Genomic DNA, 13,936 nt, shown 5'->3' on the forward strand with positions numbered 1-13,936 from the left:
CAGCGATGGCCGCGCAACTTCGTGAGCTCCGGCAGAAGATCCGGGCGACCAAATCCATCGGCAAGATCACCAAGGCGATGGAGCTCATCGCCACCTCCCGCATCAGCAGGGCGCAGGCGAGGGTGGAGGCGTCGAGGCCGTACGCGACGGAGATCACCAACGTGCTCTCCGCGCTCGCGGGCGCCTCGGCCAACCTGGACAACCCGCTGCTGGTGGAGCGGGAGAACCCGAGGCGAGCCGGCGTGCTGGTGGTTACCAGTGACAAGGGGCTGTGCGGCGCCTACAACGCCAACGCGTTGCGGACGGCCGAGGAGTTGCTTTCACTGCTGCGGGAGCAGGGCAAGCAGCCACGGCTGTACGTGGTCGGCGGCAAGGGCCTGAACTACTTCCGGTTCCGTGGCCGCGAGGTGGTCGACAGCTGGACGGGCTTCTCCCAGCAGCCGCACTACGACAACGCCGCCGAGGTCGGGCAGACCCTGGTCAAGGCGTTCCTCGCCGGTGCGGACGACGAGGGAGACAGGCCTGGTCCCGACGGCGTGCTCGGGGTGGACGAACTGCACATCGTCTACACCGAGTTCCGCTCGATGCTCACCCAGACCCCCGTCGCCCGCAGGATGGCGCCGCTGGAGGTCGAGTACACCTCGGAGGCGGAAACGATCCCACCCGCCTACGACTTCGAGCCCAGTGTCGACGTACTGCTCGGCGCGCTGCTGCCGAAGTACATCAACACGCGAATCTTCGCGGCGCTCCTGGAATCGGCGGCTTCTGAGCTAGCCGCCCAGCGCAACGCCATGAAGTCCGCGTCGGACAACGCCAGCGAACTGGTCGACACCTACACCCGGCTGGCGAACCAGGCGCGCCAGGCACAGATCACCCAGGAGATCAGCGAAATCGTCGGTGGGGCCGATGCACTCGCCGCCACAGGAAGTGATGTGTAAGCAATGACTGCCGTCCAAGACACAGCAACCGCGACCAAGGGCCGCATCGTCTCCGTGACCGGGCCGGTCGTCGACGTCGAATTCCCCCGTGGCGCGATTCCCGAGTTGTACAACGCGCTCAAGGTCGAGATCGAGTTCGAGGAGCTGCGCAAGACCGTGACCCTGGAGGTCGCGCAGCACCTCGGTGACAACCTGGTCCGTACCATTTCCTTGCAGCCGCAGGACGGCCTTGTGCGTGGCGCGGAGGTGACCAACACCGGCGGTCCCATCTCCGTTCCCGTCGGCGACAAGGTCAAGGGCCACGTCTACAACGCGCTGGGCGAGTGCCTCGACGAGCCCGGCTACGGCGCCGACCTGGAGCGCTGGAGCATCCACCGCAAGCCACCGGCGTTCGACCAGCTCGAGGGCAAGACCGAGATGCTGGAGACCGGTCTGAAGGTCATCGACCTGCTCACCCCGTACGTGCAAGGTGGCAAGATCGGCCTGTTCGGTGGTGCCGGCGTCGGCAAGACGGTGCTCATCAAGGAGATGATCACCCGTGTCGCCAGGAACTTCGGTGGTACCTCTGTGTTCGCGGGCGTCGGTGAGCGCACCCGTGAGGGCACCGACCTGTTCCTGGAGATGAGCGAGGACGGGGTCATCAACGACACCGCTCTCGTCTTCGGCCAGATGGACGAGCCTCCCGGTACCCGACTGCGGGTCGCGCTGTCCGCGCTGACCATGGCGGAGTACTTCCGCGACGTGCAGAACCAGGACGTGCTGCTGTTCATCGACAACATCTTCCGGTTCACCCAGGCGGGCCAGGAGGTGTCCACCCTGCTGGGCCGGATGCCTTCCGCGGTGGGTTACCAGCCGACACTGGCCGACGAGATGGGCACGCTGCAGGAGCGGATCACCTCGACGCGAGGCCGGTCGATCACCTCGATGCAGGCCATCTACGTGCCCGCGGACGACTACACCGACCCCGCGCCCGCCACCACGTTCGCGCACCTCGACGCCACCACTGAGCTGTCGCGGTCGGTGTTCCAGAAGGGCATCTTCCCCGCGGTGGACCCGCTGGCCTCCAGCTCCACCATCCTCGACCCCGCGATCGTCGGTGAGGAGCACTACCGGGTGGCTTCCGAGGTCATCCGGATCCTGCAGAAGTACAAGGAGCTGCAGGACATCATCGCGATCCTCGGTATGGACGAGCTGTCGGAGGAGGACAAGCTGACGGTCAACAGGGCCCGCCGCATCGAGCGGTTCCTGTCGCAGAACATGCTTGTCGCCGAGGTGTTCACCGGCCAGCCGGGCTCGACGGTGCCGATGTCGGAGACCATCGAGGCCTTCGACCGGATCGCCAAGGGCGACTTCGACCACTACCCGGAGCAGGCGTTCCTGGGTATCGGTGGACTCGATGACCTGGAGAAGAAGTACAAGCAGATCACCGGCAAGTGATTTCCGCGAGCGGCGGGGCGGCGTCCACTGTGGATGTGGCCCCGTCGTTCGTGTATCACCTGCCGCTACCGCCGGTACGCCTATTACACTGGGTGGACCACGCGCCAGTCGAAGGAGAGCTACGTGGCTGAGATGTCCGTCGAGGTTGTGGCCGTCGAGCGCCGCCTGTGGTCCGGTACCGCCACGTTCGTGGTCGCCCAGACCACGGAGGGTGAGATCGGCGTGATGCCCGGCCACGAGCCCGTACTTGGGCAGCTGGTCGAGGGCGGCATCGTCAAAGTGACCACCACCGGCGGCGACATCATCACGGCCGCCGTGCACGGTGGCTTCCTGTCGATCACCTCTGACAGGGTCAGCGTACTCGCGGAGTCCGCAGAGCTCGGTGAGGAGATCGACATCGAGGCGGCGCGGCGAGCTTTGACCGGCGAGGACGAGACAGAGCGCGCTAGAGCCGCGGCGCGGCTTCGGGCGGCTGGTCAGTCGGTCTGACGGACGATGAGCGGGAGCCGGCCATGGACATCGCGATCGTAGTCCTCGCCCTCCTGCTCGTGCTGCTGGTCCTGTCCGGCTGGTACGCGCTGCGCTGGTTGCGCATGCGCAGGCTGGGCGGCGTCAGCGTGGCATTGCGCTGGCAACCCGACAGGGAGCGGTCCGGCTGGCACCTCGGTATCGGCAGGTACCAGGGCGAGGAGTTCGTCTGGTACCGGGTGTGGAGCCTGCGGACCGGGCCCGATCGGGTGTTCCGCAGGGAGCACCTGCAGGTGGCCAACCGCAGGGAGCCGGTGGGTAACGAGTCGTACGCCGTTCCTGCCGGTTCCACCGTGCTGCGCTGCGGGTCGGACCGGCAGGAGCCCATCGAGATCGCGATGGGGCCGGGAGCGCTGACCGGCTTTCTCTCCTGGCTGGAGTCGGCGCCACCCGGCCGCCGCATCCCGCGCGCGAGCTGACAGCGCTCACCGGCCCCCGCCGGGCTGCCACAGCACGTCGCCGTCCGGGTTAGCGATCCTCGCCAGAATGAACAGCAGGTCGGACAGCCTGTTCAGATACTTGACCGCCAACGCGTTCGTGCGTTCGGCGTCGGCCTCGACCAGCAGCCAGCCGGAGCGCTCCGCTCGCCGCGCGACCGTGCGGGCCTGGTGCAGCAGCGCGGCGCCCGCTGTGCCGCCCGGCAGGATGAACGACGTCAGCTTGCCCAGCCGGTCGTTGAACTCGTCACACCAGTTCTCCAGCCGCTCGATGTACTGCTCGGTCACCCGCAGCGGGGGAAATTCCGGGTTCGGCGTCACCGGGTTCGACAGGTCCGCGCCCACATCGAACAGATCGTTCTGCACTGCCCGCAGCACGTCGCTGACCTCGGAGGACAACCCGCCGAGTGCGATGGCGACCCCGACGACGGAGTTGGTCTCGTCGACGTCGGCGTACGCGCCGAGGCGTGGGTCGGTCTTGGGGACTCTGGAACCGTCGCCGAGCGCGGTGGTGCCGGTATCGCCGACCCTGGTGTAGACGCGGTTGATCCGTACTGCCATGCCGGGAGTCTACGGCGAAGGGAGATCCGTGATCGCCTGCCGACCACTCGCAATCGTTCGCGGGCTCGCGAACGTTTCACCTGTGACCACCGTTGTGACCAGGTTGTGTCAAGCCATGCCCCGGCGCGGGTCACACCGGGCAAGGCGGCATGATGGGCGACCATGAGTGAGCACTTCGACGTGCACGGCGGCGCACGTCTGGTCGGCGAGGTCGAGGTTGTCGGCGCCAAGAACAGCGTGCTCAAGCTGATGGCCGCGGCTCTCCTGGCGGAGGGCACGACGACCATCACCAACTGCCCGCAGATCCTCGACGTCCCGCTCATGGCCGACGTACTGCGCAGCGTGGGTTGCGAGGTTGAACTCGACGGCGACGTAACGAGAATCACGACGCCCTCGGAACTGTCGCACCGTGCCGACTCGCCCGCGATGGGCAAGCTGCGCGCGTCGGTGTGCGTGCTCGGCCCGCTCGTGGGCCGGTTGAAGCAGGCCGTCGTGGCGCTGCCGGGTGGCGACGCGATCGGCTCCCGCCCGCTCGACATGCATCAGAACGGGTTACGCAAGCTGGGTGCCACAAGCAGCATCGAGCACGGGTGTGTGGTCGCCGAGGCGGACGGCCTGCGTGGCTCGCAGATCTGGCTGGACTTCCCCAGCGTGGGCGCCACCGAGAACATCCTGATGGCTTCGGTGCTGGCGAAGGGCACCACGGTGATCGACAACGCCGCCCGCGAGCCGGAGATCATCGACGTCTGCACGATGCTCACCGAGATGGGCGCCAAGATCGACGGCGCTGGAACGTCCACGCTTACAGTCGAGGGGGTCGAGCGGCTGCACCCGACGGAGCACCGGGTGATCGGCGACCGGATCGTCGGCGCGACGTGGGCGTTCGCGGCCGCGATGACGCGTGGCGACATCACGGTTACCGGGGTCGATCCCCACCACCTCGACCTGGTGCTGGAGAAGCTGCGGCTAGCGGGCGCCGACGTGACCACCTACGACGGGAAGGGTTTCCGCGTCGTGCAGGAGGGCCGCCCGCAGGCCGTGGATTTCGTGACCCTGCCCTACCCGGGGTTCGCCACCGATTTGCAGCCGTTCGCGGTAGCGCTTTCTTCGGTGTCGGAGGGTACGTCGATGATTACCGAGAACGTCTACGAGGCACGGTTTCGCTTCATCGAGGAAATGGTCCGGCTCGGCGCCGACGCGAGGACCGACGGTCATCACGCGGTCGTGCGTGGGGTGGACAAGCTGTCCAGCGCACCGGTGTGGGCGTCCGACATTCGTGCGGGGGCCGGGTTGGTGCTGGCCGGTCTGTGCGCCGAGGGCGTTACGGAGGTATGGGACGTGTTCCACATCGACCGGGGCTACCCGTACTTCGTGGAGAACCTGAACCGCTTGGGTGCTCGCATCGAGCGGGTGACGACCGATCCCGAGCGGGCTATCGGTACGGAGCAGGCATAGCGCGCCGGTCAGCCCTCGGCGGCGAGGACGCCCGCGAATCCGATGAGGGTCGAGCCGGTTGCTACGTCCAGCGAGCGGCGCACCCGCCGACTGGCCAGCCAGTTCCGGGTGCGGTTGACGAACAGCACGAGCAGCAACAGCCAGAGCATGCCGAGTACGGCGACGGTGTAGGCGAGCAGCAACCCGTCGAGGACGCCGGCCGTGGCGGGGTCGAGAAACTGCGGAAGCACGGAGAGGTACATCGCGAGCACCTTCGGGTTGGTGACGTTGGACAGGAAGCCCTCCCGCCAGCGCCTGAAGCCGCTGGAGTGTGCGCCCAGTTGGTCGGTGGCGGCGTAGTCGCCCCGCCATGCCGTCCGCAGTGCCTGCACACCGAGGTAGCACAGGTAGGCCGCGCCGAGCCAGCGCAGGGCGTGGAACACCGGTTGCGAGCCGACGATGAGCGTCCCCAGCCCGAACGCCACCGCGGTGCCCTGTGCGACATTGCCCGCGGCGATGCCGGAGGCAGCCAGCAGACCGCCGCGGAATCCGCCCGCGAAGGAGTTCTTCAGCGTGACGATCGTGTCCGGGCCGGGCGCGAGTACGAGGAGAACCACCAGGACCAGGTAGCTGCTGTACGCGCTCCATGTCACGTCTTTGGACGATATCCGGTCGTGGGCGTCTGGGCTCGTGGTTTTCGCGACGTCGTGGCGCGTGCGGGAGCGCAGAACTCGCGGGCAGGAACGGGGGGCTCGCGTGCGGGAGCGCAGAACTCGCGGGCAGGAACGGGGGACTCGCGGGCAGTGGTCTTGCGCACGGTGCGCATGAAGTTACCGACGAGTACGCTGTATGGGTCGCCACGAGGAGGTAGCCGTGCCCTATCCGACGGATCGCGAGCGTGACCGGCCATGGGTGATGCGGACCTATGCGGGGCATTCCTCCGCCGCGGCCTCGAACGAGCTGTACCGCCGCAATCTCGCCAAGGGACAGACCGGCCTGTCCGTTGCCTTCGACCTGCCCACTCAGACCGGCTACGACCCCGATCACGAGCTGTCCAGGGGTGAGGTCGGCAAGGTCGGCGTGCCGATCGCCCACATCGGCGACATGCGCAGGCTCTTCGACGGGATACCACTCGCCGAGGCCAACACCTCCATGACCATCAACGCGCCCGCCATGTGGCTGCTCGCGCTCTACGTGACGGTCGCTGAGGAGCAGGCCCGCGCGGAGGGAGTCGATCCCGAGCGGGTGCTGCGCAAGCTCGCGGGCACGACACAGAACGACGTCATCAAGGAATACCTGTCCCGAGGCACGTACATCTTCCCGCCGGGGCCGAGCCTTCGATTGACCACCGACGTGATCGCGTGGACGGTGCGTAACCTGCCGCGCTGGAACCCGATCAACATCTGTAGCTACCACCTGCAGGAGGCGGGGGCGACGCCCACGCAGGAAGTGGCCTACGCGCTGAGCACCGCCATCGCCGTGCTCGACGCCGTTCGTGACTCGGGTCAGGTCGATGAGGCCGACATGGCGCGCGTGGTCGGCCGGATCTCCTTCTTCGTCAACGCCGGGGTGCGGTTTGTCGAGGAGATGTGCAAGATGCGCGCCTTCGCGTCGCTGTGGGACGAGATCACCCGCGACCGCTACGGCGTCACCGATTCCAAGGCGAGGCGGCTGCGGTACGGGGTGCAGGTCAACTCGCTGGGGCTCACCGAGGCTCAGCCGGAGAACAACGTCCAGCGCATCGTGCTGGAGATGCTGGCCGTCTCGCTGTCGAGGGGCGCCCGCGCCCGAGCCATCCAGTTGCCCGCGTGGAACGAGGCGCTCGGCCTGCCAAGGCCGTGGGATCAGCAGTGGGCACTGCGGATGCAACAGGTGCTCGCGTTCGAGACCGATCTGCTGGAGTACGAGGACCTGTTCGACGGCTCGCGGGTCGTGGAATCCAAGGTGGACGAGATCGTCGCGGGCGCGCGGGAGGAGATCGCCCGCGTGCAGGAGATGGGTGGGGCGGTCGCGGCCGTCGAGAGTGGCTACCTGAAGTCCCAGCTGGTGACCTCGCTCGCCGAGTACCGGCGCCGGGTGGAGTCGGGCGAGCAGGTGCTGGTCGGTGTGAACCGCTTCGAGTCAACCGAGCCGAGTCCACTGCAGGCCGAGGGCGCGAAAGCCATCGAGACCGCCGATCCGGTAGCCGAGAAGCAGGCCGTCGAGGCACTGCGACGCTGGCGGGAGACACGCGATGAGGACGCGGTGCGCGCGGCGTTGGCCGAATTGGCCGCGGTGGCGCGTACCTCGGCCAACCTGTTCGAGGCCACGATGGCTTGCGCCAAGGCAGGCGTTACCACGGGCGAGTGGGCAGGCACCTTGCGTGAGGTGTTCGGGGAATACCGGGCGCCGACGGGTGTCGCCGGTGCGGTCACCTCGAGCGAGGGTGTGGGGGAACTCGATCGAGTGCGGCAGCGCGTGCGCGCCACGGGCGACGAACTCGGTGAGCGGTTGCGCATCCTTGTCGGCAAGCCTGGCCTCGACGGTCACTCCAACGGGGCCGAGCAGGTCGCCGTGCGGGCGCGTGATGCCGGGTTCGAAGTGGTCTATCAGGGCATCCGCCTCACCCCGGAGCAGATCGTCGCCGCCGCCGTGCAGGAGGGCGTGCACGTGGTCGGGCTTTCCGTGCTTTCGGGGTCCCATTTGGAGGTGGTGCCCGAGGTCGTTTCCGGTCTCGCTGCCGCGGGCGCCGGCGACATCCCGGTGATCGTCGGTGGCATCATTCCCGCCGAGGACGCCGTGTCGCTGCGGGAACGCGGGGTTGCTCGGGTCTTCACGCCGAAGGATTACGAACTGACCGAAATAATGGATGAGATCGTCACCGTCGTTCGTGAAGCTCGTGGACTGCCCGCGCGATGACGTGTTTCCATAGCAGACAGCGGTTGTTGATCTCGTTCTGGTAACGGCGGGTCGAGACTCTTTTCGTTCCCTTTGACCCGGCTGGCCGTGCCGCCTACGTTCGGTGACTATGGCTTCCCACGGCTTTCCGACGGCTATCGACTGTTCGGCTGAGCCAACGAACACGTCAATCGAAAAGGGGTGCGATCATGGCGCACAGTGAGTGGACGCGGCGGGACTTCTTCCGGCGGTCGGCCGTGATGGGGGCGGTGGCCCTCGGTGGCCCAACGCTGCTGTCAGCCTGCCAGAGCACCGGCGGGGATGGTGACACACTGGAGCAGGCCCGTCAGGCGGGCTCCATTCGGATTGGTATCGCCAACGAGGCGCCGTACGGCTTCGCCGACTCCAGCGGCAAGGTGACCGGTGAGGCGCCCGAGGTGGCGAGGGCCGTCTTCAAGAACATGGGCATCAACGGGGTGCAAAACCAGGTCGTCACCTTCGACCAGTTGATCCCCGCGTTGAACGCGGGCCAGTTCGATGTGGTCTCGGCGGGCATGTTCATCACACCGGAGCGCTGCGGTCAGGCCGCGTTCTCCATTCCGGACTACACCGCCAAGACTGCGCTGCTGGTTCCGAGCGGTAACCCGCAGCAGGTCAACAACTTCGCCGACATCGCCGAGAAGAACGTACGTGTCGCCGTGCTCTCGGCCGCGGTGGAGAAGGGCTACGCCGAGGCGGCCGGTGTGCCGGAAGGCAACATCCAGACACTGGACACTCAGGACAGCATGCTGCGCTCGGTCATCGATGGCCGGGTGTACTGTGCGGCACTCACCGACATCTCGCTGAACTGGCTCGTCAAGCAGAACCCGAACGCGGGGGTTGAGGTCACCGAAAGCTTCGACGCCAAGGACGAGAACGGTCAGCCGGTAATTTCCGCGGGTGGCTTCGTGTTCCGCGAGGCCGACGAGTCGTTGCGCACCACCTTCGACGACCAACTGCGCCGACTGCACGAGAACGGCGAGTGGCTGCGGCTGGCGGAGCCGTTCGGCTTCACCGACGCGAACCTACCCGGCAACCTGACAACGGAGGAACTCTGCAGCGCCTAGCGGAGAAGCACAGTGTTCGACAATCTGGGGTTGGTCTTCTCCTCTGTGCTGCAGGGTCTGCCGATCACGGTCAGTGCCACGATCGGGGGCATACTCCTCACCATTGTGCTGTCGTTCGCCGCCGGGCTGGCGCTGCTGTCCAAGTCCCGCACGGTGCGGTTCATCAGCAGGGTGTATGTGGAGGGCTTTCGCGGAACGTCCGAAGTGGTGCAGTTGTTCTGGATCTTCTTCGTGCTTCCGCTGCTGGTGGGCATCCAGTTGGTCCCACTGTTCGCGGGCATCCTGGTGCTCGGGCTGAACCACGGGGCCTACGGTGCCGAGATCGTGCGTGGTGCGGTGCAGTCCGTACCAAAGGAACAGCACGAGGGCGCCATCGCTTTGAACCTCAGCCCACTACAGCGAATGGCGAGGGTCATCCTGCCGCAGGCGGTCGTGGAGACGCTGCCGTCGTTCAACAACCTGTTCATCCAGTTGTTGAAGAGCACGGCGCTGCTGTACTTCATCTCCGCCGGTGAGATGACCGAGCGAGGCGAGTTGCTGCGGCCCGCGTTGCCGTACAACGAGCTGCTGGGCATCTACGGGGTCGAGTTGCTGTTCTACCTGCTGCTCGCCATCGCCATCACGTTCGGCATGCGGGCGCTGGAACGGGCTGGCGCCCGCAAGTTGGGTCGCAGGCCGAAGCGCAAGCAGACCGCGTTGAGCGCGGCCGAGCTTGGGGGCGCCTCATGAACTGGGACTGGGACGTCGCCTTCGAATCGCTGCCGTACCTGCTCGACGGCATCGTCGTCACCTTCGAGTTGACCGTGCTCGGTTCGCTGCTTGCCTACGGGCTGGGACTGGTGTTCGCGCTGATCCGGCAGAGCCGGATACCGGTGTTGAGTCAGGCCGTGTACCTGTTCGTGGAGTTCGTCCGCAGCACACCGCTGCTGATCCAGGTGTTCGTCTTCTTCTACGTGCTCCAGTCCGCGCTGGACGTGCGCTGGTCGCCGTTCCTCACCGGCGTGCTGGCGCTGGGGGTGCACTACTCCACATACGCGTCCGAGGTGTACCGGGCGGGCATCGAAGCGATCCCCAAGGGCCAGTGGGAGGCGGCCAAGGCGCTGAACCTGCCGAGGGGCCGCACCTGGCTGGACGTCATCCTGCCGCAGGCCGTGCGCAGGGTGTTGCCCGCGCTGGGCAACTACACGATCTCGATGTTCAAGGAAACACCGTTGTTGCTTGCGATCGGTGTGCTGGACGTGCTCAACGAGGCGAAGGAGTTCGGTGGCGAGAGGTTCAGCTTCACCGAACCGATCACACTGGCGGGCCTGTTCTTCCTTGCCGTGAGCTATCCTGCCTCGATCTTGGTCAGAAAGTTGGAGCGCCGTGTCGGAACCGCCTAGCCCACCAGTCAACGATGTGATGATCCGGTTCGATCACGTGGTCAAGAAGTTCGGCGACCACGTGGTGCTCCGTGAACTGAGCTTCACGGTCAAACCGGGCGAGTTCGTGACCCTGATCGGCCCGAGCGGCTCGGGCAAGACAACGATCCTGCGGCTGCTGATGACCCTGGAACGGGTCAACGGCGGCACGATCCAGGTGGGTGAGGAGTACCTGACCCACATGGAGCGCAAGGGCAAGTTGGTGCCAGCCGACGAGAAGCACCTGCGCAAGGTTCGCAAGCGGATCGGGATGGTGTTTCAGCAGTTCAACCTGTTCCCGAACATGAACGTGCTTCGCAACCTCACGGAGGCGCCGATCAGGTCACTCGGCCTTTCCAGGGACGAGGCCGAGGTGAGGGCCAAGGAACTGCTGGAGATGGTCGGGCTCAGCGACAAGATCGATGCCCACCCCATGCAGCTCTCCGGCGGCCAGCAGCAGCGGGTCGCGATCGCCAGGGCGCTGGCGATGCGGCCGGAGGTGTTGCTGCTGGACGAGGTCACCTCCGCGCTGGACCCGGAACTCGTCGCAGGTGTGCTCGGGGTGCTGAAGGAGATCGCGAGCACCACCGACATCACGTTCCTGTGCGTCACGCACGAGATGCAGTTCGCCCAGGACGTGTCCGACCGCGTGATGATGTTCGACGAGGGCCAGGTCATCGAGGACGCCCCACCGGGCAAGCTGTTCACCAACCCCGACCACGAGCGCACCAGGTCGTTCCTGCACGCGGTGCTCGACAGAGCGTGATGGCGCGCCTCCCACGGCGGTCGAAGGCCGTGGGAGGCTTCCGCGGGCCCCCCACCGCGGGCTAACGTCTGGGCATGGGCGAGTACGAGCACGTTCTTCTCAAGCGGGACGGCGACACCGTCACCATCACGATGAACCGGGCCGCCCGGCGCAATTCTCTTTCGGAGGAGCACCTCGGCGAACTGCTCGCCGCCTTCCGGGAGGTGGGAGAAAGCGACGCCACCGGCATCGTGCTGGCCGGGGCGGGTCCGGTGTTCTCGGCAGGTCACGACTTCGCCGACGTGGCGTCGCGCGACCTCATGGGGGTACGGCAGTTGCTGCGGCTGTGCACCGACGTGATGGGCGCGATCCAGTCGGTTCCGCAGGTGGTGATCGCCCGGGTACACGGCCTGGCCACGGCCGCGGGCTGCCAGCTGGTTGCTTCGTGTGACCTCGCCGTGGCGGCCGAGTCGGCGGGGTTCGCGTTGCCGGGCGGCAAGGGCGGCTGGTTCTGCCACACCCCTGCCGTGCCCGTCGCCCGCGCGGTCGGGCGCAAGCGGCTGATGGAGCTGGCTCTCACCGGGGACGCGATCGACGCGGCGACCGCGCTGGAGTGGGGCCTTGTGAACCGCGTTGTGCCCGACGCCGACCTGGATGCGGCCGTCGCCGAGCTGCTCGGCCGTGCCACCCGAGGCAGCCGTGCCGCCAAGGCGCTGGGCAAGCAGACGTTGTACGCCCAGCTCGACCGGCCCGAACAGGACGCATACGACATCGCCGTCGAGGTGATGGCCTCGGCATCGCAACTGCCCGGCGCACGCGAGGGCATGGCGGCGTTCCTGGAGAAGCGCAAGCCCAACTGGCCCGACTGACACCCGCGAGTCCCCCGTTCCTGCCCGCGAGTTCTGCGCTCCGGAACTCCTCAGCGGTGCTCGCGCCGCTCCCACAACAGCAACAGTGTGTAGGCGGCGATGGATTGCGCGTCGGTGATCTCGCCAAGGGCGACCATGCGCTCGAACTGTTGCCTCGTGAACCAGCCGGTACGCATGTCCTGCTCCTCGTGCTCGCGTTGCGGTGTGCCCTGCGCGAGTTCCGTGGCGAGAAACACCCTGCCTCGCTGACTGGAAAGACCAGGGGCGACGTCGAGGAGCCCGATCGGCACCAGACTGCCCGCCGACAACCCGGTCTCCTCACGCAGCTCCCGTGCGGCGAGTTCGGCAGGAGTCGCCTCGGCGCGTTCGGGAGCGGTGCCCTGCGGGAATTCCCAGCGCCGGATGCCAATCGGGTAACGGAACTGCTCGACGAGCTGGAGCCGGTCGCCCGCAAGCGGTATGACCAGCGCATAGTCCGGTTTGTCCACCACCCCGTAGATCCCGTTCGAGCCGTCGGGACGGCGGATGGCGTCCTCGCGAACCGTCATCCAGTTGTTCGTGTAGACCTCTCGCGAGTCGAGCGTTTCCATGCCGACGATTCTGCCTGAGCCACTCGATTGGGTTAGGGTCTCCCGAACTGCCGTCTGCTGAAACGGAGTATTTCGTGTCAGATCAGAGGAACGCCTTCTCTCGCCGGGCCCTGCTTCGGTACTCGGCCGTGGGACTGGCCGCTGTCGGGGGTGGGTCGCTGCTCGCCGCGTGCCAAACGACCGACCCCGAAACCGGACAGCCGGAAGGTGGGGCGGGCCTGCAGCAGCGCGTCGACTCCGGCCAGCCGTTGCGGCTCGCCGTCGCCAACGAGCCGCCATACACGAAGCTGGAAGCCAATGGTGAGCTCACCGGAGCCTCGCCCGACGTGACCAAGGCCGTGCTGAAGCGGATGGGGATCACCAATGTCCAGGGTGTGCAGACCGACTACGACTCGATGATTCCCGGCCTGAACGCCGACAGATGGGACATCGTCACGGCGGGGTTGTTCATGAACAAGACCCGTTGTGCCCAGGTGCTCTACGCATCGCCCGACATCGTGTCCACGGAGTCGTTCGCGGTGCCCAAGGGCAACCCGAAGGGTCTCACCACCGTCGACGACCTGAAGAACAAGGACGTCACCGTGGCCGTACTCGCAGGCAGCTTCGAGTTGAAGACCGCGAAGTCGCTCGGCGTCGACGAGGCGAAACTGCCCACCTACCCCAGGGCCCCTGACGCCCTGCAGGGCATGCGGGACAAGCGCGTGGACGCCATCCTGCTGCCGACGTTGAGCCTGGAGGCGTTGAAGGAGCAGCAGGGCGGCGATTTCGAGATCACCCCGCCGCTCGACGCGTTCCCCAAGACCGGTGCGGGCGCGGCGTTCCGCAAGTCCGACGCCGACTTCCACGCCAAATTCGACGCCGAACTGAAGAAGTTCAAGCAGACGGAGGAGTTCGAGCAGATTCTGGACAAGTGGGGCTTCCAGGCCAAGGCGGCAAGGGAGGCCACCACGGAGGAACTCTGCGCCACCGAGGGCTGAGGCCACGAGGCGGGGTGTCGGCGAGGTCATGGCGTTT

At 66.7% G+C, this 13,936-nt stretch carries 15 protein-coding genes; 12 read left to right on the top strand and 3 right to left on the bottom strand.

The window, feature by feature from the left end:
- Positions 1–5: 5 nt before the first annotated feature.
- From FHU38_RS06050 to FHU38_RS06065, 4 genes are all read left to right on the top strand, one after another.
- Positions 6–938, top strand: coding sequence for a F0F1 ATP synthase subunit gamma (locus tag FHU38_RS06050; RefSeq protein WP_167167436.1), 933 nt, complete (start codon positions 6–8; stop codon positions 936–938).
- Positions 939–941: 3 nt separating this feature from the next.
- A complete protein-coding gene (gene atpD / locus FHU38_RS06055) occupies positions 942–2,375 on the top strand; it encodes a F0F1 ATP synthase subunit beta (RefSeq protein ID WP_167167439.1) in 1,434 nt (477 codons plus the stop codon).
- Between the two features lie 123 nt (positions 2,376–2,498).
- On the top strand, positions 2,499–2,864 hold the full coding sequence (locus tag FHU38_RS06060) for a F0F1 ATP synthase subunit epsilon (protein ID WP_167167442.1): 366 nt from the start codon (positions 2,499–2,501) through the stop codon (positions 2,862–2,864).
- Positions 2,865–2,887: 23 nt separating this feature from the next.
- Positions 2,888–3,322: a DUF2550 domain-containing protein gene (locus FHU38_RS06065; RefSeq protein ID WP_167167446.1), complete on the top strand. Its 435-nt coding sequence runs from the start codon at positions 2,888–2,890 to the stop codon at positions 3,320–3,322.
- A gap of 6 nt (positions 3,323–3,328) precedes the next feature.
- On the opposite strand, the gene FHU38_RS06070 is transcribed toward FHU38_RS06065, so the two are convergent.
- Positions 3,329–3,901 carry a cob(I)yrinic acid a,c-diamide adenosyltransferase gene (locus FHU38_RS06070; RefSeq protein WP_167167450.1) on the bottom strand — a complete coding sequence of 191 codons (573 nt, stop codon included), beginning with the start codon at positions 3,899–3,901 and terminating at the stop codon, positions 3,329–3,331.
- A gap of 162 nt (positions 3,902–4,063) precedes the next feature.
- Between FHU38_RS06070 and murA the strand changes: the two genes are divergently transcribed.
- Entirely contained in the window at positions 4,064–5,356 is a 1,293-nt protein-coding gene (gene murA / locus FHU38_RS06075; protein ID WP_167167453.1) for a UDP-N-acetylglucosamine 1-carboxyvinyltransferase, read from the top strand.
- A gap of 8 nt (positions 5,357–5,364) precedes the next feature.
- On the opposite strand, the gene FHU38_RS06080 is transcribed toward murA, so the two are convergent.
- Positions 5,365–5,988, bottom strand: coding sequence for a LysE family translocator (locus FHU38_RS06080; RefSeq protein WP_167167456.1), 624 nt, complete (start codon positions 5,986–5,988; stop codon positions 5,365–5,367).
- A gap of 220 nt (positions 5,989–6,208) precedes the next feature.
- On the opposite strand from FHU38_RS06080, the gene FHU38_RS06085 reads away from it, so the two are divergent.
- The 6 genes from FHU38_RS06085 to FHU38_RS06110 all read left to right on the top strand — a co-directional run bounded on the left by FHU38_RS06085 (position 6,209) and on the right by FHU38_RS06110 (position 12,332).
- Complete coding sequence (locus FHU38_RS06085; protein ID WP_167167459.1) at positions 6,209–8,233, top strand: protein meaA; 2,025 nt, start codon at positions 6,209–6,211, stop codon at positions 8,231–8,233.
- Between the two features lie 188 nt (positions 8,234–8,421).
- The gene (gene ehuB / locus FHU38_RS06090; RefSeq protein ID WP_167167462.1) at positions 8,422–9,318 is read left to right on the top strand and encodes an ectoine/hydroxyectoine ABC transporter substrate-binding protein EhuB; all 897 of its coding nucleotides are present in this window, start codon (positions 8,422–8,424) and stop codon (positions 9,316–9,318) included.
- A gap of 12 nt (positions 9,319–9,330) precedes the next feature.
- On the top strand, positions 9,331–10,047 hold the full coding sequence (ehuC, locus tag FHU38_RS06095; protein WP_167167465.1) for an ectoine/hydroxyectoine ABC transporter permease subunit EhuC: 717 nt from the start codon (positions 9,331–9,333) through the stop codon (positions 10,045–10,047).
- Positions 10,044–10,700 (top strand): ectoine/hydroxyectoine ABC transporter permease subunit EhuD, encoded by a 657-nt coding sequence (gene ehuD / locus FHU38_RS06100; RefSeq protein ID WP_167167468.1) that lies wholly within the window; start codon positions 10,044–10,046, stop codon positions 10,698–10,700. The genes ehuC and ehuD overlap by 4 nt, the downstream gene beginning before the upstream one ends.
- Positions 10,701–10,719: 19 nt before the next feature.
- Positions 10,720–11,484 (top strand): ectoine/hydroxyectoine ABC transporter ATP-binding protein EhuA, encoded by a 765-nt coding sequence (gene ehuA, locus FHU38_RS06105; protein WP_167175614.1) that lies wholly within the window; start codon positions 10,720–10,722, stop codon positions 11,482–11,484.
- A gap of 74 nt (positions 11,485–11,558) precedes the next feature.
- Positions 11,559–12,332 carry an enoyl-CoA hydratase-related protein gene (locus tag FHU38_RS06110; protein WP_167167471.1) on the top strand — a complete coding sequence of 258 codons (774 nt, stop codon included), beginning with the start codon at positions 11,559–11,561 and terminating at the stop codon, positions 12,330–12,332.
- A gap of 50 nt (positions 12,333–12,382) precedes the next feature.
- On the opposite strand, the gene FHU38_RS06115 is transcribed toward FHU38_RS06110, so the two are convergent.
- Complete coding sequence (locus FHU38_RS06115; protein ID WP_167167474.1) at positions 12,383–12,922, bottom strand: NUDIX domain-containing protein; 540 nt, start codon at positions 12,920–12,922, stop codon at positions 12,383–12,385.
- A 74-nt stretch (positions 12,923–12,996) separates the two neighbouring features.
- Here FHU38_RS06115 and ehuB (FHU38_RS06120) point away from each other — a divergent pair, with 74 nt between their 5' ends.
- A complete protein-coding gene (gene ehuB / locus FHU38_RS06120; RefSeq protein ID WP_167167478.1) occupies positions 12,997–13,899 on the top strand; it encodes an ectoine/hydroxyectoine ABC transporter substrate-binding protein EhuB in 903 nt (300 codons plus the stop codon).
- Positions 13,900–13,936: the final 37 nt, after the last annotated feature.

It is taken from the genome of Saccharomonospora amisosensis, assembly GCF_011761185.1.
Classification (GTDB): Bacteria; Actinomycetota; Actinomycetes; order Mycobacteriales; family Pseudonocardiaceae; genus Saccharomonospora_A; species Saccharomonospora_A amisosensis.

Excerpts from the sequence above, each read along its gene's own strand:
- FHU38_RS06070 (WP_167167450.1), bottom strand. The coding sequence starts at position 3,901 with ATGGCAGTACGGATCAACCGCGTCTACACCAGGGTCGGCGATACCGGC.
- ehuD (WP_167167468.1), top strand. The coding sequence starts at position 10,044 with ATGAACTGGGACTGGGACGTCGCCTTCGAATCGCTGCCGTACCTGCTC.
- atpD (WP_167167439.1), top strand. The coding sequence starts at position 942 with ATGACTGCCGTCCAAGACACAGCAACCGCGACCAAGGGCCGCATCGTC.
- FHU38_RS06115 (WP_167167474.1), bottom strand. The coding sequence starts at position 12,922 with ATGGAAACGCTCGACTCGCGAGAGGTCTACACGAACAACTGGATGACG.
- FHU38_RS06110 (WP_167167471.1), top strand. The coding sequence starts at position 11,559 with ATGGGCGAGTACGAGCACGTTCTTCTCAAGCGGGACGGCGACACCGTC.
- FHU38_RS06065 (WP_167167446.1), top strand. The coding sequence starts at position 2,888 with ATGGACATCGCGATCGTAGTCCTCGCCCTCCTGCTCGTGCTGCTGGTC.
- murA (WP_167167453.1), top strand. The coding sequence starts at position 4,064 with ATGAGTGAGCACTTCGACGTGCACGGCGGCGCACGTCTGGTCGGCGAG.
- ehuB (WP_167167462.1), top strand. The coding sequence starts at position 8,422 with ATGGCGCACAGTGAGTGGACGCGGCGGGACTTCTTCCGGCGGTCGGCC.
- FHU38_RS06050 (WP_167167436.1), top strand. The coding sequence starts at position 6 with ATGGCCGCGCAACTTCGTGAGCTCCGGCAGAAGATCCGGGCGACCAAA.
- ehuA (WP_167175614.1), top strand. The coding sequence starts at position 10,720 with ATGATCCGGTTCGATCACGTGGTCAAGAAGTTCGGCGACCACGTGGTG.